This window comes from Acidaminobacter sp. JC074 (assembly GCF_022496765.1).
GTDB lineage: Bacteria > Bacillota > Clostridia > Peptostreptococcales > Acidaminobacteraceae > JABXKX01.
In genome coordinates, this window is the sequence record NZ_VANV01000006.1 from 98169 (window position 1) to 120977 (window position 22809).

The window sequence follows — 22809 nt, forward strand, 5'->3', positions numbered from 1 at the left end:
TTAATATTTTTTTTAATATTAATGCAAGTACCGTGCCAATCATTGGGCTGGCGAATCTGATTATTTAGTGCTATATTTTATCTAGGGGGTGGCAAAATGAACAGACTAGAAATTGAAGACTTTGTAGATGAAATGAGTGAAGGATTAATTGCCATCGATGAAGACGGTATCATTATGAAATACAATGCCAAGGCCAGACAGATGCTTGGTGCTAAAAGAAACTGCTTGTGGGATCATCCAGCAGGAAGATTGAATGAAGGTGATATTGTTATTATGGCTTATACAGCCTTTGGAGCTGATAAAGGCGGTATCGACAGAGAGGATTTAAAAGCTTTTGGCATTGATCTTCTTTCTATAGAAAAAGGTACTTCTCTTTTAGCTGTAGGCCAGTATAAAACAGGAGTTAGGGGAAAATCAAAGCTCAAGCATCCCGATAGAACTTTGGATACTTTTGTAATGGAAGATTCTTTTTTAGGTGTGGACTTTGTCTCTAAAATTGATTACCTAGAACGCTTTGTTGAAATTTCTGTTTATGGAGAAAACTACAGGTATTACTTTAACAATTTTTTTAACCATATTGTTATATTAGATAGTAAAAGTAAAGCTTTTAAGTTTTATCAAATGGGTGGTTATACCATTTGGAAGGAAGATTTAAAAGATTTGATGACTGGCAAGACTTATTATGAAAAGGTCAAAGGCAGTCAGGAAATGACCATAGAGAAAAACCATATCAGATATTATCATGAAGAGGAAGAAATTGTTCATGATCTTTTGGTTTGTGCTAGGGGTGAAGAGATTTCTTATCAAAGAAAAAATGGGACTATCAATGGCATAGGCATCTTGTCTACACTTAATCCAATTGTCAGAAACAATAAGACCGTTGGCGCTTATCTTTTGATGAACGATATGTCAAGGATACAAATTGCAGAAAACCAACGTAACATGGCCTTTAAGAAGCTAAAAATGGCCAATGCTAGGTTGGATGATATGAAAAAATACGATTACCTCTTTACCACCATCATTGGTTCTAGTAAACGGATGATGAAGGTTAAAGAACTTGCATATAAGGCTTCTTGCTTTAAATCCAATGTTTTGATTCTTGGTGAAAGTGGGACGGGCAAGTCCATTCTTGCAAAGGCCATCCATGAGGCTTCAGAGCTCTGTGATCAGCCCTTTATTCAGGTTAACTTAAACTCTATTCCAGAAACACTTATAGAAAGTGAAATGTTTGGTTACGACAAGGGGGCCTTTACAGGTGCTAGTAACAAGGGCAAGAAGGGATACTTTGAACTAGCAGATGGCGGCACTCTCTTTTTAGATGAGATAGGTGACCTTTCGAAGAGCATGCAAGTCAAGCTTTTACAGGCTATACAGAACAAGTCCTTCTTTAGAGTCGGCGGTGATAGAGAGATTCAGGTTAACGTAAGAATCATTGTAGCCACCAATAGAAATCTAGAAAAAGACGTAAAGGATGGGGCGTTTAGAGAAGACTTATATTACAGAATCAATGTTTTTCCTATTAAACAACCGCCTTTAAGAGAAAGGATTGAAGACATCTACGAACTGGTTTCATACCTATTACCAAAGGTCTGTAAAAATGTAGGTGTTAAAGAAAAGAAATTGTCTCAAGATGCTTATGAAAAACTAAGGCTTTATACTTGGCCTGGTAATGTTAGAGAGCTTGAAAACGTTCTGGAAAGGGCAGTTAACCTGTGTGAAGACCATTTGATTTTAAGTGATCATATTCACATCAAAGTGGTTAAACGTAACTATATGAACAAGGATTTCTTTTTAAAACCTCTCAATCAAGTTTTATGGGACACGGAGTTAGATATTATTGAACAGGTACTTTTATATACCGGTGGTGATAAAGAAGCAGCAATGGAAATTCTTGATATCAAAAAAACCAAGCTTTATCAGAGACTAAAAATCATAAAAGAACGGAAAATTCCGTAGTTGCGGAATTCTTATAAAGTAGTTATCATGAGCATTTGAATCATTCGTATTCAAATGCTTTTTATTTTTTTGTGTAGTTCCGCATATGCGGAATAGGCTGTTTCAAGGCTTTTGTAGGTTTGAGTTTGATTTTTTTCCGCGAATGCGGAGTAATATTTGAAAAAGTCAGAAAATTCTGTTGCAATAAGGAACTTTTAAATTGTGGCACGCATTTTGCAAATAATAACGATGAGGGGATAAATATGTTAGTTTATAGTTTAAAAGATATGATAGAAAATGCCCATCTTGAAAACCTAGAGTATGAAGATGGTTATCGTTTGATAGATGAAAAATCTCTTGGAAGATTTGAATCACAAGCCTTAGAAGTGCCAGAGACTCATAGAATGGTGGTTTCATGGAATGCCTTAGTTGAGTTTGGTGGCTACGTAGAAGTATTTATAAGGGTTCAGACAAGTGGGGCCTGGTCACCTTGGATGACCTATGGCAAATGGTGTAAGTCTTACTCAAGAGGGTCCATTACAGATCAGGTTTATGGTCATGTAAGACTAGACATCGATGAAGTGGTTTCTAAAGAGCCCATAAACATGTGTCAACTTGCCTTTGAGATTACCTGCGATTCATATAAGCCTCATATGAGAGATCTTTTTCTTGCCGTTGAAGATGTTAAGGATATAAAGACGCCTGAGGTTTTAAACATCGACTTGGAGGTTCCCATGGTATCACAGATGCTGATTCATGATATTGGAACAATTGCCTGTTCGCCGACGGCTTTAACCATGGTATTAAATTATTATGGCTTTGAGATGAAAGCATTAGACGTGGCAAGAAACTCTTATGACAGTGGTTCTGATATGTATGGTAACTGGGCTTATAATGTTGCTTTTGCTGGTTCTTGTAATTTTGAAGCTTACGTAGATTACTGCTATGATATTTCAAGCTTGATGACCTACATCCAAAGTGGGATACCAATAGTTGCATCCGTTAAAACACCTGAAGTCATATCTGGTGCACCACAAGCTTATCCTGAAGGACATTTGATGGTGATAAGAGGGTTTTTACAGGAAGATGATGAAGCTTATATTATCGTCAACGACTCGGCTTCCAAAACAGAAAGAGACGTTAAAAGGTATTACAAATTAGAAGACTTTTTGAAGATATGGAGACACGTAATCTATGTTGTTAGAACCAAAGGAAAAGACGTTATATAATTTTTCAATTGATGCCCATTTGGATTTAGGTGGCATCGTCCATAATCTAAGAAAAAAAGGACAACGTCAGATACTGGATACCTACTTTTTAGATGATTTCAGAAAAGCAAAGTTAAAGCTGGTTATTGCAGCTATATTTATAGAATCTGATAGAGTTGAAATGGCTTTATCAGAAGCCTTGCAGCAAATACAAGCCATTAAAAACGACATCAGTTCATCTTTTCGAATGGTATATTCAAGGGCTGATCTAGACCAGGTCATGGCAACTGATGAGATTGGTATACTCCTGTCTTTAGAAGGACTTGAGCCTATTATGAACCATATTGAATTTTTAGATGTGTTTTACGATTTAGGTGTAAGGGCAGTTGGCCTGACATGGTCAAGAAGAAATTTTGTGGCAGATGGTTCTTACTTTAGAAATCCTAGACAAGGTATCAAAGGTGGTTTAACACCTTTTGGTATAGAGGTTGTTGAACATGCTGAGAAACTTGGTATGCTGGTGGATGTCAGTCATCTAAACGATCAAGGTTTTGATGATGTGATCAAGTATACAAGTGGCTCACTTATCGCTTCACATTCTAATTCAAGAGTCTTAAATCCCATTCCTAGAAATCTGACAGATGAACAGATTAAGTTCATTGCAGACAGAAAAGGTGTGATTGGTGTAAATGGTTATACCTTCATCGTGGATGAAAAAAACCATACCTTAGAAAGACTTTGTGACCATATTGATCACTTTATAAAAGTTGGCGGAGAGGACTGTGTTGGCTTCGGTTTTGACCTGTGTGATTTGTATTACAACGATGGAAAAAAACATGATGTTGTGACTTATGGGGACCTAGATAAAATTGAGAACAACCTTTTAACAAGAGGTTATGATAAAGAAGTAATAGATAAAGTATTTGGCGGTAATTTTTATAGACTTTTAAAGGAAAAATTACCTGAGTAGGAAATTGGTATGCATCTTGCATAAATATAAGGTGAGGCAATGTTTGATTTAGTAATAAAAAATGGAGAAGTCATCACAGACAATCAAGTTCATTATCTAGATATCGGGATTAAAGACGGGATGATTCGAGCAATGAAACCTGACTTAGATGGAGAAAAGGTTATCGATGCTGGAGGTTTAGTGGTATCACCTGGCTTTATAGATATGCATACTCATTCGGATGTGTCGTTTATTATGCATCCTACTAATGACAGTAAGCTCTATCAAGGGGTGACAACAGAAGTGACAGGTTGTTGTGGCTTTTCATATTTTCCTTATACACAAAAGGGCATGGCCCTTCAGGAAAAAAACAATGATTTAACTGAGTACGATTCTAGGTCTATAGATGATTTTGCTAAGAAGTTTTCTAGAGATATGTCTCTTAACTGGGCAGGCCTTGTCGGTCATGGTCCTTTAAGACTATCGGTAGTAGGTGATCTAGACCTTGAAGCGACTGATGATCAAATTGATCAAATGAAAGCCTTACTTCATGAGGAACTAAAAGCGGGCGCCTTTGGTTTGTCTCTGGGTGTTGCTTATGCGCCTGGTATGTTTGCAAACACAAAAGAGTTTATCGAACTTGCCAAGGTCGTAAAAAAATATGATAAGATTGTATCTTCTCATATCAGAAATGAAAATGTTGATGTTTTTGAATCTGTAGAGGAGCTAATAGAGATTGGAAGAAAGTCTTCAGCTCATGTTCATATATCTCATTTAAAACTGGGATATGGATCTTGGCATAGAGCGGATGAACTTTTAAAACTTATAGATGATGCAAGCAAAGAAGGCGTTCATATTACTTTTGAGCAGTATCCCTATATAGCATCAGCCACAGGGCTTTCAGCCGTACTTCCGAACTGGGTACATGATGGTGGTACAGAAAAGATGATGTATCGTTTCAAATATGAAAGAGAGAGGGTCATAAAAGGCATAGAGTCAGACAACTCCTATAAGATGGGCCTAGACAGAGTGGTAGTGGTAACGACTAGGGGATTCTTTGATCAGGGAGATGGTAAATCGATTCGTGAGATCAGTGGGCTTTTAAACAAGTCTGAGGCAGAAACAGTGATCTATTTACTAGAAAACCTCAATTGTGATGTGCCGACTATTCGTTTTACCATGACTGAAGAAGATGTCTTTAAGATAGCTTCTAGACCAGATTGTGCTGTCATCAGCGATGGTTCGGCCTATAGTTTAGATAAAAGCTTGGTAAAAGGCATGCCGCATCCTAGGTCTTTTGGTACATTTCCTAGATACTTAAGCTTAAATAGAAAACATGGTTGGATGAGATTAGATCAAGCACTTTACAAGATGACTGGTCTACCAGCAGACTTGATGGGACTAAAAAAGAGAGGTTCGATTAAAGTCGGTTACCATGCAGATATAACTATTTTTGATAAAGATAAGATTACAGATCAAGCAAGATATGATGATTCCATACAAGCCCCACTTGGCATCTCTTATGTCATTGTCGGCGGTAAACTTGCCCTTGAAAATGGACAAGTAAGAGAAAGTGCTGGTGAGATGTTATTAAGTTTATAAAACATAGAAAAGGTAATGTCCATGTCCATACCAAACGAACTGATGGTGAGTTTGAAGTGGATACTTTAGCAGAGCTTTACAAGCGTCATGGTTATGATTTTGTAGCCATTACAGACCACAGACTTTATTACAAGACAGATGATGCTAATCTTAATGGCTGTGAGTACAACTGCTATTTAGATTTAGATAAGAGGTATCATTTTCATTTACTGACTTTAGATAATGGACAGTCAACAATCGACCATAATGACAATACATACAAAAGTCTTTTTTATACATCATTAGACCAGGTTCAAGATTTCATTGATTTACTGAAGTCAAAGGGCAACATGGTTTTTATAGCCCATCCTAAAAACATCATGATTCCTCTGGATATGATGCTTAAGCTAAAAAACTATGATGGTATAGAAGTTTATAATTCAAAAGCGGACTCGGATGCTTCTGATTATTATGAGAGACTTTTAGAAGATAGAGACCTATTGTGTCTTTCGGTAGATGATTCCCATGCTTATGAAGTGGATGGTAAAATCATGTACTTTAGAGGTTATATTGTTATAGAAGATGACTTAGAACCTTTAGAAGCCATAAAATCAGGAGCTTATTATGCTTCTACTGGTGCAAGGATTGATGAAATCATTGTTAATGATTTTATAGAAATCATCAGTCCAGGAAGAATTGAAATAACTGTTTACAATAAGCTAAGACAAGCAAGACTTTACAAATCAAATAAGATCAAGCTACCAAAAGAAGGTGTATCTTTTAGAGCGGTATCTTATGAGGGAGACAAGAAGGCATGGACCAATCTAATAAGACTTTAAATCGCATTGAACATATCATGGCAGGTTTTTCAGGAGAATACGCTCTTTACTGGTCACATGGTAATCAAGTCATTGCAAAAGATGAAGACCTACTTTATGAAACCGCATCTTGCATTAAAGCTTTCATCTTACTGGTCATCGCAAAGAAGGTTCAAGATGGTCACTTAGACAAGAAAGAAATCATATCGATAAGGGAAGAGCATTATATTGGTGGTTCTGGTATTTTAAAAGACTTGTCTTTAAATGTATCACTGACATTAGAAGACCTGTCAACACTTATGATCATTGTTAGTGATAATACAGCGACCAACTGTCTGATTGATTTATTGGGTATGGATGCTATTAATGAATCGATTTCAAAGTTTGGATTTAAAAGTACCAAACTTCTAAATATACTGGACTTTGATCAATATGACACGTTGGGCCAAACTACTGCCTTAGAATACGGCAGGTTATTTGAAGGTCTTTTAAATGAACGTTTTTTAAATCATGATATGAACACTTGGGTTTTAGACATACTTTCTAAGCAGAAGTATCAGTCTATGTTTACAAAATCAATGCCGCCTTCACTTTTAGATGAGGATTATCTCAGTGATGAAAAAGCAGTGGTGATTATGTCAAAGAGTGGTTCTTTTGACCATGTTAGAAATGATGGTGGCATAGTAAGGACGGATATTGGTGATTATGTGCTGATCTTATTTACAAGAGACTTTAAAGATCACTTTTATCATCCCGAACATGAATCATATGTATATGGTTCTAAGCTAACAAATATGTTATTTAATCATTTTATATCAAGAAATGGTTCTTTGATATAAATGAATTATATAAAATTGGATGTCATTGAATATTACAGGGGGTAATTAAATGAAAAAATTTATGAGTTTATTACTTGTTCTTGTATTAGTATTTAGTTTTGTAGGATGTAATTCTACAGCAACTGAACCTGCAAATACAGGATCTAGTAACACAGGCACAGAAACAAGTACTTCTACAAGTACAGAAACAAACGAGCCGGAAGAAGTATATGTTGTTAACTTAGGTATTACTGGTTATCCAACAAATACAAACCCATTTACACAAACTCAACAAGTAGACCACAATGCACTTCGTATGTATGAAACGCTTTTAACTCAAGATGCTCATTCTTTGGAGTATGTTGGTAAATTAGCTGAGTCATGGACAGTATCAGACGATGGTACAGTTTGGGTTATCAAGCTTAGAGAAGGCGTTACTTGGACAGATGGTGAAACATTTGATGCTGATGATGTTGTTTTCACATATGGCGCTATTTTAGATAATATGGAAGATGAAAATGCAACATTTGCAAGAAAAGCAGACGTTAAGATGATTGACAAGATTGAAAAGACTGGTGACTATGAAGTAACCATTACAACTAAGTCATCTGTTGCTAACTTTGTTGATACACCACTTTCTTCTTTAAGAATTTTACCAGAGCATATCTGGGGTCAGATGTCAGTTCAAGAGATGTTAGACTTTACTAACCCAACACCGGTTGGTACTGGTCCTTGGAAATTAATTGGTGAGTTTAACCCACAAAACACTGATTTAGAATATGAAAGAAACGACAATTACTGGGGTCAAGTACCACATGTAAATGGTTTACTTTACATCTTATTTGAAAACTCAGATACAATGTTCCAAGCTTTCAGAGCTGGTACACTTGACATGTTCAGTCCATCAGGTACACAAGCAACAGCTTTAGAAACAGAAGCCAATGTTGTGGTTCTTAAGAATATGCAGCCTAAGCTTACTGAGTTAGGTATCAACTCTTGGGACGATCCAGCTTCTAAAGGTAATCCACTTCTTTTAAATCCAAATATCAGAAGAGCGGTAGACTTTGCACTTGATAAGCAAGTTTTAGTTGATAACGTACTTAAGGGTGTTGGCTATGCAGGTTCTACATTAGTACCTAAGTCAGCTGGTAAGTGGCATTTAGATATTCCACATGACTACAACCCAGAAAAAGCGATCGAACTATTAGAAGCTGAAGGTTTTACTAAGTTTGAAACAGTTGACATTTCAGGTCGTGAAGTTCAAGTTAGAGTAAATGACAAGGGTGAAAAATTATTATTCAGATTTGCCTTATTAACAAACGGTTATGCATGGCACTACAGAGATTCAATGCCTTTTATCGTTAAATGGTTAGAAGATGTTGGTGTTGGTCTTACAATCGAACCTATGGATTCTGCTACTTTAGGTGCTACTATGAAGTTAGATTCAGAAACATTCTCTGATTTCGACATGTACATTTGGGGTTGGACACCTGGTTATGATCCTGGATTTATCTTAACAGTACTTCATACAGATCAAATTGGTGGTCGTCAAGAGGTTATGTATTCGAATCCAGAATACGATGCATTGGTTGATTTACAAATTACACAAGTTAAAGATGAAGAGCGTATGAAGACAGTTTATGAAGCTCAACAAATCATCTACAATGATGCACCATACATCCCACTTTACTATCAAGGATACTATGATGCATACAGAGACGATAAATATGAAGGTTTTGTACAGTTTGCTGGTGATGGTACCATCTTTAATGATGCAACTTACCTTAACTTAAAGCCAATTCAATAATAAGAAAGTTAATCTTTCTAAACTGAAAGGATGTTCTACTTCGGTAGACATCCCTTTCTTAGTACTGATTGTGAAAATCAGAAGTGCTAAAGATCACTTTAGCGTTTGACTAGAATCTATTTGGGGGCGTCACATGAATTTTAGGTATTTTTCAAAAAAAATATTTCAAAGCTTAATTACCATTTGGATTGTTTTAACGATTTCTTTTATTTTATTTAGAGTTATGCCTGGTGACCCGACGTCTATGTACGTAAAAAGTGGTATAGACCCAGAGGTTGCAGAACAGATAAAAGAAAACTATGGTTTAAATCTGCCGCTTTATCAACAGTATTTTGTTTACTTAAAAAATATTGTTGTAGGCGATTTCGGACAATCCTTTTCATTTAGAAAGCCAGTCATGGAAGTTATCGGTACAAGACTTCCTAACACCATTTTATTAGCCTTATGTGCTCAGACACTTGCGATTGGCTTTGGTATCTTATTCGGAACCATCGCAGCTTCGCATCGTGGTAAAAAAATTGATGTTGGCTTACTGGGTTTATCACTGTTTATTTACGCAATTCCAGCCTTTTGGTTTGGTATGGTTTTACTGGTTATATTCGGTGTCAATCTCGGCTGGGTACCATTATTCGGTATGGAAACACCAGGTTTAAGAGGCATCACTATGTGGCAGCACATCTTAGATGTTCTTCACCATTTAATTGTACCGACCATAACACTTGGGCTGGCTATATTCGGTTCATACGTTATGATCATGAGATCTTCTTTACTGGATGTGTTTACAGAAGACTATATCAATACAGCAAGGGCTAAAGGTTTTGATAGAAAGTATATCATTAGAAAACATGCGCTTCCAAACGCTATGCTTCCAATGGTAACTGTTATTGCAACGTCTTTAGGATTTATTGTTTCTGGTGCTATTCAAACGGAAACAGTATTTACGTGGCCTGGCGTAGGTACTTTATTACTAAAGGCTTTAACAGCTAGAGACTATCCACTGTTACAAGGGTCATTTATCATTACAAGTTTTGCAGTTGTTACTGCTAACTTCTTAGCTGATATTGTCTACATGTACATCGATCCAAGAATCAAGTATGAATAGGAGGTCACATGGTAGATAAGAAAAGTTTAAGAAAAGACAAAAGAGAAGTTAGAATTCGTAACTTAAAAAGAGTCACGAAAACCTTCTTTTCCAATAAAATAGGTACACTTGGTTTTATTATGCTGGTTGTATTTTTTATCATCGCATTTGTAGGACCAAAGGTATTCCCATATTCAGCTATAGATGTAGCCAAAGGCCCCATGTTAGAAGGGCCTAGTAAAGACTTTTGGTTTGGTACAGACCATCTAGGTAGAGACTTGTTCGGTGCCATTATAAACGGTACCAAAACCTCTTTGATTGTTGGTTTTTCAGCAGCCTTTATTTCCATATTTTTAGGCACAGCCATTGGTTTAACATCAGGTTTTGTAGGCGGTAGACTAGACCATATTCTTATGAGATTTACAGACGGTATGATGGTTTTACCAAAGCTACCATTGATTATGGTGCTTTCAGCACTTTTAGGTACCAACTTAAGAAACATCATTTTAGTCATCGGTTTTACAGGTTGGACAGGTACAGCGAGACTGGTTAGATCTCAGGCCTTGTCTATAAGAGAAAGACCTTATATTGAAAGAGCAAGATCTATTGGCGCAGGCAATGTTTATATCATGTATAAACATGTGCTTCCAAATGTGTTTCCAGTTATATTTGCTAGAACCATACTTGCAACGTCTAGTGGTATACTAGCTGAAGCATCTTTAAGCTTCTTAGGCCTTGGTGATCCCTTATCAGTATCTTGGGGTCAAGTATTAAATGGGGCATTTGTTAATGGTGCTGTTAGTATAGGCGCGTGGTGGTACTTTGTTCCACCAGGACTTGCAATTATTATACTTGTTCTGAGCTTTACATTTGTGGGCTATTCATTTGATGAAATTCTGAATCCAAAGTTAAGAGGTAGATAGTATGGAAAGAAAAAAAGTATTAGAAATAACAGATTTAAATATCTTCTTTGATATCAGCCTTGGAACTGTAAAAGCCGTTGAAAATGTTAGCTTTAACTTATATGAAGGTGAATCACTTGGCCTAGTAGGAGAATCTGGTTGTGGTAAAACGACCACTGCCTTATCGACTATGGGCATGTTGCCAGATAACGGTTATTTAGATAATGGCTCTATCCTTTATGAAGACAAAGATATCGCAAAAAATTCAGAGACTGATTGGCAGCTTTACAGATGGAACGATATATCTATGGTATTTCAAGGAGCTATGAATGCCCTTAATCCAGTAAAGAAAATCAGTTTTCAAATAGCCGAGGCTATCTTGCTCCATAATCCAGGTATGAAGGATGATGACGTTAGAGCAAGAATTGTAGAACTTTTTAAAGTAGTTGGCTTAGATGAGAAACGCGTAGACGATTACCCGCATGAATTCTCAGGTGGTATGAGACAGCGTGTTATGATTGCTATGGCACTAGCCTGTGATCCAAAAGTTTTAATTGCAGATGAACCAACCACTGCCCTGGATGTTATGGTCCAAGCTCAGATTATTGATTTAATCAATGAACTGAGAGGTAAGATGCATATGTCTATGATGATCATCACACATGATTTATCCATCATATCAGAAACATGTGATAGGATTGCTGTTATGTATGCTGGTAACATTGTTGAAATCGGTTCAGTAAGAAGCGTTATAAAGGAATCGAAACATCCATACACGCAAAAGTTAATTGCGGCATTTCCAAATATATATGGTAAGAAGACTTTGATAGAGTCTATCCCTGGTTCGCCTCCTAATCTATTGGAACCACCATCTGGTTGCAGATTCCATTTAAGATGTGATAAGGCTATGGATGTGTGTAAAAGAGAAGTACCAGTCCCAATTGATTTTGGAAATGGTCACTTTGCTGCTTGTCATTTGTTAGGAGGCCATCATGAATAATGCTTTGTTTGAAGTCAACGATTTAAAAGTTCACTTTAAAATACGTCAGAAGTTCTTTAAAGACCTAATCGGTAAAGACCTCAACTATGTAAGAGCTGTAGATGGTGTCGACTTTAAAATCAACAAGGGCGAAATCCTATCTTTAGTTGGTGAGTCTGGTTCTGGTAAAACAACAACTGGAAGAGCTCTTTTGAATCTTGTTCACCATGAAGGTCAGATTAAGTTTGATGGTGAAGACTATCAGGGTGAAGATAAAAAGTGGATGAGATCATTTAGAGAACGTGCTCAAATGATTTTCCAAGATCCTTATCAATCACTCAATCCAAAGTATATGATTGTTGATATTGTATCTGAGCCTTTAAGACTTATTGAAAAGAACTTAAAAGAATCTGAAATAAAAGAAAAAACTGTTCAAGCTTTAGAGTTTGCAGGTTTAAAACCTGGTGAAGATTACTTGTATCGTTATCCTCATGAGTTAAGTGGTGGTCAGCGTCAGCGTGTGGCAATTGCTGCAGTCTTTATTGTATCACCAGAGTTTATTGTTGCAGATGAACCTGTTTCTATGTTAGATGCATCTATCAGAGCGGATATCGTTCGTTTGATGTACAATATGAAAGAAGAAAAAGGCACCTCTTATCTTTTTATCACACATGACTTATCTTTAGCTTGGTTGATATCAGATAGGATTGCCATTATGTATCTAGGAAAGGTCGTCGAGATAGGCCCTTCTGAGATTATTTCAGGTGATTGTAGACATCCTTATACTCAGGCCCTTGTCAGTGTACTGGCCAATGTGGATGTTGACCATAAAAGAGAAAAAATCGTTTTAAAGGGTGAGACACCGTCACCGACAAATTTACCAAGCGGCTGTCGATTCCATCCTAGGTGTCCTGTAGCTAAAGAGTTATGTATGACCCAGGAACCAGAACTGAAAGAAATAGCAGAAAATCATTCTGTTGCCTGTCACTTCCCAGAACGTATTTTAAAGTTTGTAGAGTAGGTGACCATGGATAAATTAAATGATTTAAATGATCTTATGCAAAAAGGCGTTCTTGAGGGGGTTTATCCAGGTGCGACCTACTGTTTGATAGAAGATGGTAAGCGTCACTTTGGTTATGTTGGCTATAAGGCGCTTTATCCAGAAAAAGAAGAAAATAAGCTTGATACAGTTTATGATGTGGCATCTTTGTCTAAGGTTGTGGCTACAACTATGGCTATTTTGATTTTATGTGAAGAAGGTAAACTGTCTTTAGAAGATAAGATAAAAACTTATCTGCCATATATCAAGTATGACCATGTAACCATCAAAGACTTACTGGTTCATTCTTCAGGTTATCCTGCCTTGACTGAGGGAACAACAGAAATGACGACTCTAGAACCTTTAATGGATGACTTGATGACATGCGACTTGGCGTATGAGACAGGCTCAAAAGTCGTTTATTCTGATGTGGGCTTCATGTATCTTGGCTTTTTAGTTGAGAAACTGACAGGCTCATTGCCTGACTATCTGAAAACCCGTGTTTTCAAACCATTAGGCATGGATGATACCAGATACAACCATAAGGAGATCCTTAGGATTGCACCCACAGAAGAGTTTGGCTTTAGAGGCATGATTCGTGGCTTTGTTCATGATGAAAAAGCCTTTTTACTAGACGGTGTTGCAGGTCATGCTGGTATTTATTCAACAGCTGAAGACCTTGCGAAATTTGCTGGCATGCTTTTAAATGGCGGACAGGAGATTCTTAAAGAAGATACTGTCAATAGACTTATGGTAAAGGAAATGCCTTTTGATGAAGATTACAGATCACTAGGCTGGATTGTAAAAGACATTGATGGTGGTGACGTCCTTTATCATACGGGTTATACAGGTACGCATATGATTGTGGATATAAAAAGGCAAAAGGCTTTTATCATGTTATCTAACCGTGTGCATCCTAGCAGAGAAAATACAAAAATAATAAAATTTAGAAAACGAATAGAGAAGATCATATATGGAGAATGAATATGAACCTATCTGAATTATCTTTAAGAGAAAAGATTGGTCAGATGTTCATTGTAGGAGTCATGGATGATAAACATTTGCAGAAAGTACTTTTAGACTATCATGTAGGTGGTATCATCCATTTTTCTCGTAATGGACAGACTGCAAAAGAGGCCTTTGATTTTTTTTCAAGAGCAAGAGCCCTATCAAAACATCCCTTGATAAGAACCATAGACCAAGAGGGTGGCATTGTTACAAGAATAAAAGAAGGCATTACCCCTATCAGTGGCAACATGGCCATTGCAGCAACTGGGGATACTAAAAATGCTGAGATAGCTTCTCATATTTTATCAAAAGAACTGACTGCTATTGGTGCAAATATGAACCTAGCACCCGTTGTAGATGTCAACAACAACGCAAAGAATCCTGTGATAGGTGTCAGATCATTTGGTGAAAATCCAGATAGGGTAGCAGATTTTTCTAGTGCTGCTCTCAAGGGATATAAAGAAAACAATATGCTAGCCGTTGCCAAGCATTTTCCTGGCCATGGCGATACATCTACAGATTCGCACTTTAATCTACCTAGGGTAGACCATGACCTTGAAAGACTTCATCAAGTAGAATTGAAACCATTTAAGAGAATGATTGATGAAAACATTGACGGTATCATGATCTCTCATGTTATGTTTAAGGCCATAGACGACAAGAGACCGGCAACACTTTCTAAAAGAGTCATCACTGACCTTCTAAGAGATGAACTGGATTATCAAGGTTTGATTATGACCGATTGTATGGAAATGCATGCAGTTTCTAAGTTTGTTGATCCTAAAATGGCAGCTGTTGAAGCGATTTTATCTGGTGTAGACATGGTTATGTATTCCAGTGATCTTGATGTTCAAGTAGCCTGCATGGAAGCGGTTTATGAAGCCGTAAAGTCAGGTCTTATTTCAGAAGAAATAATTGATAAAGCTGTTAAAAGGATTATCAGACACAAATCTTATATGAGTCAGGTAGACATGTCATGGGATGAAGCTAGAAAACTCATTATGACAGAAGAAGCTATGGGTGCTACTGTAAAAATAGCCCTATCATCTATCACACAAAAAGGCAGACTGCCATTTGATTTATCAGAGTGTCAAAACTACTACATTCCTGATAGTGATTTGCTTAAAGAAACTTTCGAAGACGCAAAGTCTTATGACATGATAAATAAAGACAAAGCCCTTGTTTTTTATAGAAACAAGGCCGATTTGGAAAGTTATATAGACAAGCTTGATCCAGGTAAGGTTGTTTTAGTAAATCTAAAATCACCTTATGAAGTTTTCGGTGGCTTTACAACCTTATTTACCTATGAGCTTTCGAGATTGTCATTAACAGGATTACAAGCTGTTTTAGAGGGGGATGCTGCGCTTGGCAAGCTGCCAGTAAGTGAGGTTATATGAGTACAGAAGGAAGAAATATAAGAACCATGGACTTAGACCATATGTCTACACTTGAGTTTTTAAAAGTTATGAACGAAGAAGATCAGTTGGTACCTGTAAGAATTTCTGAAGTCTTAGAGGATATTGAAGAAATGGTATCTAGCCTGGTTGAAACTTTTAAACAGGGTGGCCGCCTTATATACATTGGTGCTGGTACAAGTGGGCGACTGGGCGTTTTAGATGCAGTAGAATGTGTACCGACCTTTTCTACACCACCTGAAATGGTGCAAGGTTTGATAGCCGGCGGTGAAAGGGCCTTTGTTAGAGCAGTAGAAGGTGCAGAGGACTCCAAAGAGCTTGCAGAACAGGATTTGGAAGAAATCAACTTATCAGCTTATGACATGGTGATTGGTATAGCAGCTTCAGGCAGAACACCTTATGTGATTGGTGGACTGGACTATGCCAATCAAGTAGGGGCGAGAACAGGTGCTATTTCTTGTAATCAAAAGAGTCTTATTTCAAAACACGCAGATACTTTTGTTGAAGTGAATTTGGGACCAGAGGTATTAACCGGTTCAACTAGATTAAAGGCTGGATCTGCTCAGAAGATGATATTAAACATGATTTCTACAGCATCAATGATTGCTATTGGTAAGACTTATGGCAACCTTATGGTAGATGTGATGGCGACTAATGAAAAATTGGTGGATAGGGCCAAAAGAATCATAGTGGAAGCTACAGGTGTCTCTTATGAAATCGCTGAGAAATTCTATGAAGCATCTGGTGGAAAACCTAAGGTAGCCATCGTTATGATTATCAGAAATTGTAGTCTTGAGGAGGCAATAAAGAGACTGGAGAGTGGCTTTGTTTCAAAGGCCATAGAGGATTAGTAAAATGATGATATCTATAGATGCTGGTGGTAGTAAATGTGTGGGCGCTCTAATAGAAAAGGGCGTGAAGATAAAAACTGCCACAAGTGGTTTTGGTAATATCTTGGTCCATAAAGAAAAGGCCCTGAATAACATCTTAGAGCTTATAGAGATGCTATATGAGCCTAAGGTAGACAAAATCGTCATCGGTATGGCCGGTGCAAAGACCAGGGATACAAATGAGATCAAAACCCTAATTGAATCTAGGTTTGATTTAGAGCTTATTGTTATTACAGATGCTGAACTGGCCTATTATGACCTTTTGCCTCAAGGTGGTTTGCTTGTGATAGCAGGCACAGGATCCGTTGTATTATACAAGGGGCCACATGGTTTTATACAAGCCGGTGGTTGGGGGCATTTGTTTGGAGATGAAGGTTCTGGTTACAGCCTGTCTGTAGAGGCTATAAAGAAGGTCATACTTTGTGATAGTCTTGGCATCTCAACAATACTTAAGGATATCATTTTAGATCATTATAAGCTTTCTGACTTAGAGGAAGTTAAGTTTTTATATAAAGAACCTAAAGCCAGGATAGCTGAACTGGCCTCGGTACTAGCTGCTTATGATTTTCATACGATTGATGATCTATTTATTGAAGAAAGTAAGAAACTGGGTCAAACTGTTTTAAATATGATAAAAAAATATGATTTGAAAGTAAATAAAATAGGTTTAACAGGTGGTATGATCAAACACCCACTTTATTTAGAAGCTTTAAAAGCATCTATTGGGCACTATGATTATGTCATAAATACAGAAGATCATACTTTAGGAGGATCTTATTTTGAGTAAACTTGCAGTAGGGCTTATGTCTGGTACATCACTTGATGGTATAGACGCCGCTTTGGTTTCTATTGATGAAGATAAGAAGATGACTTTAATAGACTTTGAAACACTTCCTATAGATCATGAAATGAAAGCTAAGCTTAAAGATGCTATGGATATAGGTGCGTCCAGTAACGAACTCTTATGTAGTTTGAACTTTGAACTGGGATACTTATTTTCTCAAGCGGTTAAGCTTGTTTGTGAAAAAAGTCATACAAAGCTGAGTCAATTAGATTTTATAGCCTCACATGGTCAAACCATTTTTCATATTCCAGATGGTAAGTTTAAGTCAACCATGCAACTTGGTGAACCAGCGGTGATAGCCTATGAAACAGGTGTGCCTGTTGTGTCAAACTTCAGAAGTATGGATATGGCCGCAGGAGGACAAGGTGCGCCATTGGTACCTTATTTTGACTATGTGAACTACCTAAGTGATGAGACCATTTGTTTATTAAATATCGGCGGTATATCAAATGTAACCATCATTCCAAAAAATGCTTCAATAGATGATTTGGTTGCCTTTGATACGGGACCGGGCAATATGATTATCAATGGCCTAATGGAAGCTTTTTATGACCTTCCATATGATAAAGATGGTCAGATAGCTGCCTTAGGACAGGTAAATCTAGAGCTTTTAGAAGAACTTTTAAGTGATGAATATATACACAGAAGCCCACCAAAATCTACAGGTAGAGAAAAATACGGCGGATTCTTTGTAGAGGATTTAATAAAGAAGTCAAAACTACCGAAGGAAGACTTAATTGCCACTCTTACCAAGTTTACGGCTTTAGCGATTGTGTGTAACATAAAAGCTTTTGGTGTTTCAAAGATCATAGCAAATGGCGGTGGCGTTTATAACAAGACTCTGATGAAGTATATAAGCGAGTCATTTGATGGACAAGTAGAAATTGGCGAATATCCAGATGCAAAAGAAGCCATGGCCTTTGCTTTATTAGGTTATGAAACCCTTCATAAAAGAACATCCAATGTACCGAGTGCAACAGGCGCAAGAAAACATGTCATACAGGGATCGATTACCTATCCCTCATAGCTTAACTCGAAAAAAAGGAAATAGATCCTATTATTTTAGAAATAAAAAGGATTTCATTCCTTTTTTTTGACTTAAGGAATAGATGGGTTCAAAGGAGAGTATGAGTTTTAAACTGAAGTGAATTATCCATATTTTTGCAATTTCTCTTCTGCATAATTATAAGTTTTGTGACCCGTTTAAGACAGAAGTTAATCGATATTATGGATATTATCAAAAAAGTTTGAAAATTCTTGAATTTTTTTGTATGTTTATTCATGTTTGCTCATTAATTATTTACATTTTTGTAACATTGCTTTAAAATGGTCAATGTTGTTATTATACATCACACTTATTGAGAATATGACTGTAAATGATATTTATTTGTATTGCAGTCATGGTTAGTATTAAGGAGGCAAAAAAAATGAGTACAGAAAGAGGACAGTGGGGCTCAAGAATGGGCTTCGTTGTAGCGGCTATTGGTTCAGCCATTGGCCTTGGTAACATATGGCGTTTTCCATATGTAGCGGCAAGTAACGGAGGCGGTGCGTTTCTAATTCCATATTTATTCGCACTTTTAACAGCAGGTATTCCAATTCTTATTTTAGAATTCTCGGTAGCACACCGTATAAAGAAAGCAGCGCCAGGTTGCTTTGGTAAGATCAGCAAGAAGATGGAAGTCTTAGGTTGGGCTCAAACTTTGATTTCGTTTAGTATTGTTGTTTACTACATGGCTATTATCGGTTGGACAATCAATTATTTATCATTCTCATTATCAGGTGCATGGGGTGCTGATACAAAATCATTCTTCTTTAATGATTTCTTACATATTACTGATGGTCCCTTTGCTATTGGTGGTTTAAATACAACCATGCTAATAGGACTTGCTTTGGTATGGGTAATCAATTTTGTAGTTTTAAATGGTGGTATCAAGGCAGGTATCGAGAAGGCGAATAAGATTTTCATGCCATTATTAATCGTCTGTCTATTGGTTATTACAGTAAGAGGTTTAACACTAGAAGGTGCATCTGCAGGTCTTGATTACTTCTTCAAGCCAGATTTTTCTGTTTTAGGCAATCCTAAGGTATGGTTGGCTGCTTATGGACAAATCTTCTTCTCGTTAAGTATTGCATTCGGTATTATGATCACTTATGCATCATATTTACCTGAGAAGACAGACATCGTTAACAATGCCTTCTTAACAGGTCTTGGTAACTGTTCATTCTCAATTCTTTCGGGTGTTGCTGTATTCTCAGTATTAGGTTATATGGCTGCACAGCAAGGTGTTCCAGTTGAAGAAGTTTCAAGTGCAGGTGTTGGTCTTGCATTTATCGTATTCCCACAGGCAATTAATGCTTTACCAGGTATGAATGGCATCATGGGCGCCTTATTCTTTATCTGTTTATTATTTGCAGGTTTATCATCTTCTATGTCAATTCTAGAAGTAATTGTTTCAAGTTTTGTTGATAAGTTCAATGCTTCTCGTACAAAGGTACTTATCATTGTTACAGTAAGTGGTTTCTTAGTATCATTACTATTTGTTACTGGTGCTGGTTTATACATTCTTGATATCGTTGATCACTTTGTTAACCAATATGCAATCACTGCATCGGGTCTTGTAGAGATTATATTTATTGCATGGTTCTTCAACCTTGAAGGTGTAAGAAAATATGCAAACGGTATGTCTGATTTTGCTGTAGGCAAATGGTGGAACTTCACTTTAAAGTTCATGACGCCAGCTATCTTAACAGTAATTTTCATCTTCAATGCTTACACTGACTTTACAAAAGGTTATGAAGGCTATCCTGTATCTGCACTAGTTGCATTCGGAGGCGGTACACTTCTATTAATTGCTGTTGTATCTTACATCCTTACAGGTATTAAAGGTTCTAAAGAACATGAAGAAGATGTAATGGAAGGAGTTGAGATGTAATGAGTTTAAGTGCTATTATTACAGCTGTTATTGCTCTAGGTATTACATGGGGCGGTTTCGCATACTGTTTATCAATTGCAGTAAAAAACAATCAATAAAAACATCACTTTAAATAGTGATTAAAAAGTCTGACTAGCCTTATTTAACAAGAGTTAAATAGGCTAGTCATTTTATTTATCCTTTTGAATTTTGAACACGATATTTTTCTACTGGCAATATAAAAAATCATAGTTTTTGTAAATAATTCGACTGACAGTCTGAAAAATATTTTGTTCAATCAAAATAAAATTTGATAATTGGAAAATATTTTGTTTTATCAAAATAAAAATCAATAATCGAAAAACGTTTTGTTTTTTAAAAAATAATTAATTTCACTTTCTAATAAAGTATGAGTCTTGCTTTTAGCTGAGATAACAATATGAAGCAAAATAACACTAATATCATCATAATGCAGTTTCATGTCATTCATGGCACCGAAATTGCATTATTTTTAGTATAATTTAATTGTATCAACTGTAAAGTGGGTACAATTGATACAGAAAGGGATGGAATATGAACAAATTATTAGTTGTTTCTAAAGCAGAAGGTATTGGGAAATATTATTGTGATGAACTGAGAAAGTTTTTTGACGACGCCATTGTCATTGATTACATAGCCATGAATTATGAGAATGTCAATGTGGTAGAAGACTATGACTTAATCTTAATTACAACTCATACCATTGTAGAACATATTATGCAGTATGTAAGAAAGGATTCTCGTATATTAAAGGTGATTAAGACCCTTGACCCTGAAGGAATTAGAAAAATTGACTCTATTCCTTATGGTTCTGAAGCCCTAGTGGTCAATGTTGGTCCTAAGACAGTATCTGAGAGTATTTATTTAATTTATGCTCTAGGCAGAAGTGATCTGGAGCTTCATCCTTACTATCCAGGTATCGAGAAGTATAAGGATTTAGACTATGTTATTACTCAAGGTGAGTTAAGTATCCTACCTGAAACGACTGGCACCATAGTTGATATTAAGAACACCATGCTTGACAGTAAAACACTACTTGAAATCATTTCTTATTTTAAGTTGGATAAGAAAAAGTTTTTAGGTAAGCTCATGGCTCGTGGTCGTATGAGAGATTCTACCAATGATGGTATGAGTTTGGTTATTAATGAAAGATTTATGTTTGAAGAAATCATTAACGTGATGTTTGAGAATCTAAATGAAGGTGTTTTGATTTATGATTCTACTGGCCTTGTCACTTCAAACTCAAGATCGACAGAGTCTTTTTTACACAAGTCTTCTTATAATATATTAGGCAAGAAAATTACAGACCTTATTCCTGTTAAAGACCGCGTCGTTTTCGGGGATACTTTAACTGAAATGGTCATTAGAATCAACAATGTCCCTCTAATATGTAACATCATGCCAGAATTAACCCTAGGTAGTGTGGACTATGGTTTGGTCATCTTAAAGAAGTACAACGATGAAGAAGTAAAAATGCATCGCTTCAGAAAAGCACTTATAGAAAGAGGTCATACAACCAAGTACAGTATTCATGATATTGTGGGTTCCAGTGAAGAAATGACTAAGATCAAAGACATTGCTCTAAGGATGTCTGGTTCTGATTCTACAGTCTTGATTATTGGAGAATCCGGTACCGGTAAGGAGTTGTTTGCTCATGTCATTCACAACAATTCTAAGAGAAGTCACGAACAGTTTGTAGCTGTTAACTGTTCAGCAATTCCAGAAAATTTATTAGAAAGTGAACTCTTTGGTTATGAAGAAGGTGCTTTTACCGGCGCTAAAAAGGGTGGTAAAACTGGCCTGTTTGAAATTGCCAATGGGGGTACCTTATTTCTAGATGAGATAGGTGAGATTCCTCTTCACTTACAATCAAGGCTCTTGCGTGTGTTGCAGGAAAAAGAGATTATGCGTGTAGGGTCTAATGAGATTGTATCTATTGATGTGAGAATCATAGCTGCGACTAACATAGATATGAAAAAGCAGGTGGAACTCGGTCGTTTTAGAAAGGACCTGTATTACAGACTGAGCGTCTTACCTCTACATATTCCACCACTTAGAAAGCGTGGTAGAGATGTCTTAGAGATCTTTAATAAGATGAACAAGGACCAAGGATCACAACTTTACTTTGATGATCAAGCAGAAAATTTTATGACGACTTACTACTGGGATGGTAACGTAAGAGAACTTTCTAACTGCTTTGAATACTTGTTAAACCTTGGTAAGAATAAAATTGAGTTATCAGACCTGCCGGAGCGTATGAAACATACTGAAGACATTAAGCCTATAACACAATCAACGCCAATGGCCATACTTAATATCGTTTATACAAACAATGCTGAAAACAAGCGAGTGGGTAGAAAGTCCATATCAGATCAACTGGCTTATCTTAATATCTATATGGGTGAGCAAGAGGTCAGACAGATCCTACTGGATCTCCAGTCCAAGGGCTACGTTTCTATTGGCAAAGGGCGTGGTGGTACAAGAATTACTAAAGAAGGTATTGATCACCTAATGACTTCTAAATTGTATTAACTGTATACTGTATGTACAATTAATACAATTTAAACACTTGAATTGTCTA

General features: G+C 36.6%; 19 protein-coding genes. All 19 read left to right on the top strand.

Going from position 1 to position 22809, the window contains the following annotated elements; genetic code table 11:
* Positions 1 to 96: 96 nt before the first annotated feature.
* The 19 genes from EZV73_RS07830 to EZV73_RS07920 all read left to right on the top strand — a co-directional run bounded on the left by EZV73_RS07830 (position 97) and on the right by EZV73_RS07920 (position 22760).
* Positions 97 to 1956, top strand: a complete 1860-nt coding sequence (locus tag EZV73_RS07830) for a sigma 54-interacting transcriptional regulator (protein WP_240839702.1) — start codon at positions 97 to 99, stop codon at positions 1954 to 1956.
* 242 nt (positions 1957 to 2198) lie between these two features.
* On the top strand, positions 2199 to 3164 hold the full coding sequence (locus EZV73_RS07835) for a C39 family peptidase (protein ID WP_240839703.1): 966 nt from the start codon (positions 2199 to 2201) through the stop codon (positions 3162 to 3164).
* Positions 3130 to 4113, top strand: coding sequence for a dipeptidase (locus EZV73_RS07840; RefSeq protein WP_240839704.1), 984 nt, complete (start codon positions 3130 to 3132; stop codon positions 4111 to 4113). The genes EZV73_RS07835 and EZV73_RS07840 overlap by 35 nt, the downstream gene beginning before the upstream one ends.
* 39 nt (positions 4114 to 4152) lie before the next feature.
* Positions 4153 to 5694 (top strand): amidohydrolase family protein, encoded by a 1542-nt coding sequence (locus tag EZV73_RS07845; protein WP_240839705.1) that lies wholly within the window; start codon positions 4153 to 4155, stop codon positions 5692 to 5694.
* Between the two features lie 56 nt (positions 5695 to 5750).
* Complete coding sequence (locus EZV73_RS07850) at positions 5751 to 6512, top strand: PHP domain-containing protein (RefSeq protein ID WP_240839706.1); 762 nt, start codon at positions 5751 to 5753, stop codon at positions 6510 to 6512.
* Entirely contained in the window at positions 6488 to 7330 is an 843-nt protein-coding gene (locus EZV73_RS07855; protein ID WP_240839707.1) for a serine hydrolase, read from the top strand. The genes EZV73_RS07850 and EZV73_RS07855 overlap by 25 nt, the downstream gene beginning before the upstream one ends.
* Before the next feature lie 49 nt (positions 7331 to 7379).
* Positions 7380 to 9116, top strand: a complete 1737-nt coding sequence (locus EZV73_RS07860) for an ABC transporter substrate-binding protein (protein ID WP_240839708.1) — start codon at positions 7380 to 7382, stop codon at positions 9114 to 9116.
* A gap of 133 nt (positions 9117 to 9249) precedes the next feature.
* Complete coding sequence (locus EZV73_RS07865) at positions 9250 to 10218, top strand: ABC transporter permease (protein ID WP_240839709.1); 969 nt, start codon at positions 9250 to 9252, stop codon at positions 10216 to 10218.
* Between the two features lie 8 nt (positions 10219 to 10226).
* Entirely contained in the window at positions 10227 to 11120 is an 894-nt protein-coding gene (locus EZV73_RS07870; protein ID WP_240839710.1) for an ABC transporter permease, read from the top strand.
* 1 nt (position 11121) lies between these two features.
* Positions 11122 to 12099, top strand: a complete 978-nt coding sequence (locus tag EZV73_RS07875; protein ID WP_240839711.1) for an ABC transporter ATP-binding protein — start codon at positions 11122 to 11124, stop codon at positions 12097 to 12099.
* A complete protein-coding gene (locus EZV73_RS07880; protein WP_240839712.1) occupies positions 12092 to 13099 on the top strand; it encodes an ABC transporter ATP-binding protein in 1008 nt (335 codons plus the stop codon). Before EZV73_RS07875 ends, EZV73_RS07880 begins: the two co-directional genes overlap by 8 nt.
* A gap of 6 nt (positions 13100 to 13105) precedes the next feature.
* A complete protein-coding gene (locus EZV73_RS07885; protein ID WP_240839713.1) occupies positions 13106 to 14101 on the top strand; it encodes a serine hydrolase in 996 nt (331 codons plus the stop codon).
* 2 nt (positions 14102 to 14103) lie between these two features.
* Complete coding sequence (gene nagZ, locus EZV73_RS07890) at positions 14104 to 15522, top strand: beta-N-acetylhexosaminidase (RefSeq protein WP_240839714.1); 1419 nt, start codon at positions 14104 to 14106, stop codon at positions 15520 to 15522.
* The gene (gene murQ, locus EZV73_RS07895; RefSeq protein WP_240839715.1) at positions 15519 to 16391 is read left to right on the top strand and encodes an N-acetylmuramic acid 6-phosphate etherase; all 873 of its coding nucleotides are present in this window, start codon (positions 15519 to 15521) and stop codon (positions 16389 to 16391) included. Before nagZ ends, murQ begins: the two co-directional genes overlap by 4 nt.
* 4 nt (positions 16392 to 16395) lie before the next feature.
* Positions 16396 to 17217, top strand: a complete 822-nt coding sequence (locus EZV73_RS07900; RefSeq protein WP_240839716.1) for an N-acetylglucosamine kinase — start codon at positions 16396 to 16398, stop codon at positions 17215 to 17217.
* Positions 17210 to 18301 (top strand): anhydro-N-acetylmuramic acid kinase AnmK, encoded by a 1092-nt coding sequence (gene anmK, locus EZV73_RS07905; RefSeq protein ID WP_255813004.1) that lies wholly within the window; start codon positions 17210 to 17212, stop codon positions 18299 to 18301. The genes EZV73_RS07900 and anmK overlap by 8 nt, the downstream gene beginning before the upstream one ends.
* 400 nt (positions 18302 to 18701) lie before the next feature.
* Positions 18702 to 20210, top strand: a complete 1509-nt coding sequence (locus EZV73_RS07910; RefSeq protein ID WP_240839717.1) for a sodium-dependent transporter — start codon at positions 18702 to 18704, stop codon at positions 20208 to 20210.
* The gene (locus tag EZV73_RS07915) at positions 20210 to 20308 is read left to right on the top strand and encodes a MetS family NSS transporter small subunit (RefSeq protein ID WP_240839718.1); all 99 of its coding nucleotides are present in this window, start codon (positions 20210 to 20212) and stop codon (positions 20306 to 20308) included. The genes EZV73_RS07910 and EZV73_RS07915 overlap by 1 nt, the downstream gene beginning before the upstream one ends.
* A gap of 454 nt (positions 20309 to 20762) precedes the next feature.
* On the top strand, positions 20763 to 22760 hold the full coding sequence (locus EZV73_RS07920) for a sigma-54-dependent Fis family transcriptional regulator (protein ID WP_240839719.1): 1998 nt from the start codon (positions 20763 to 20765) through the stop codon (positions 22758 to 22760).
* The last annotated feature ends 49 nt before the right edge of the window (positions 22761 to 22809 follow it).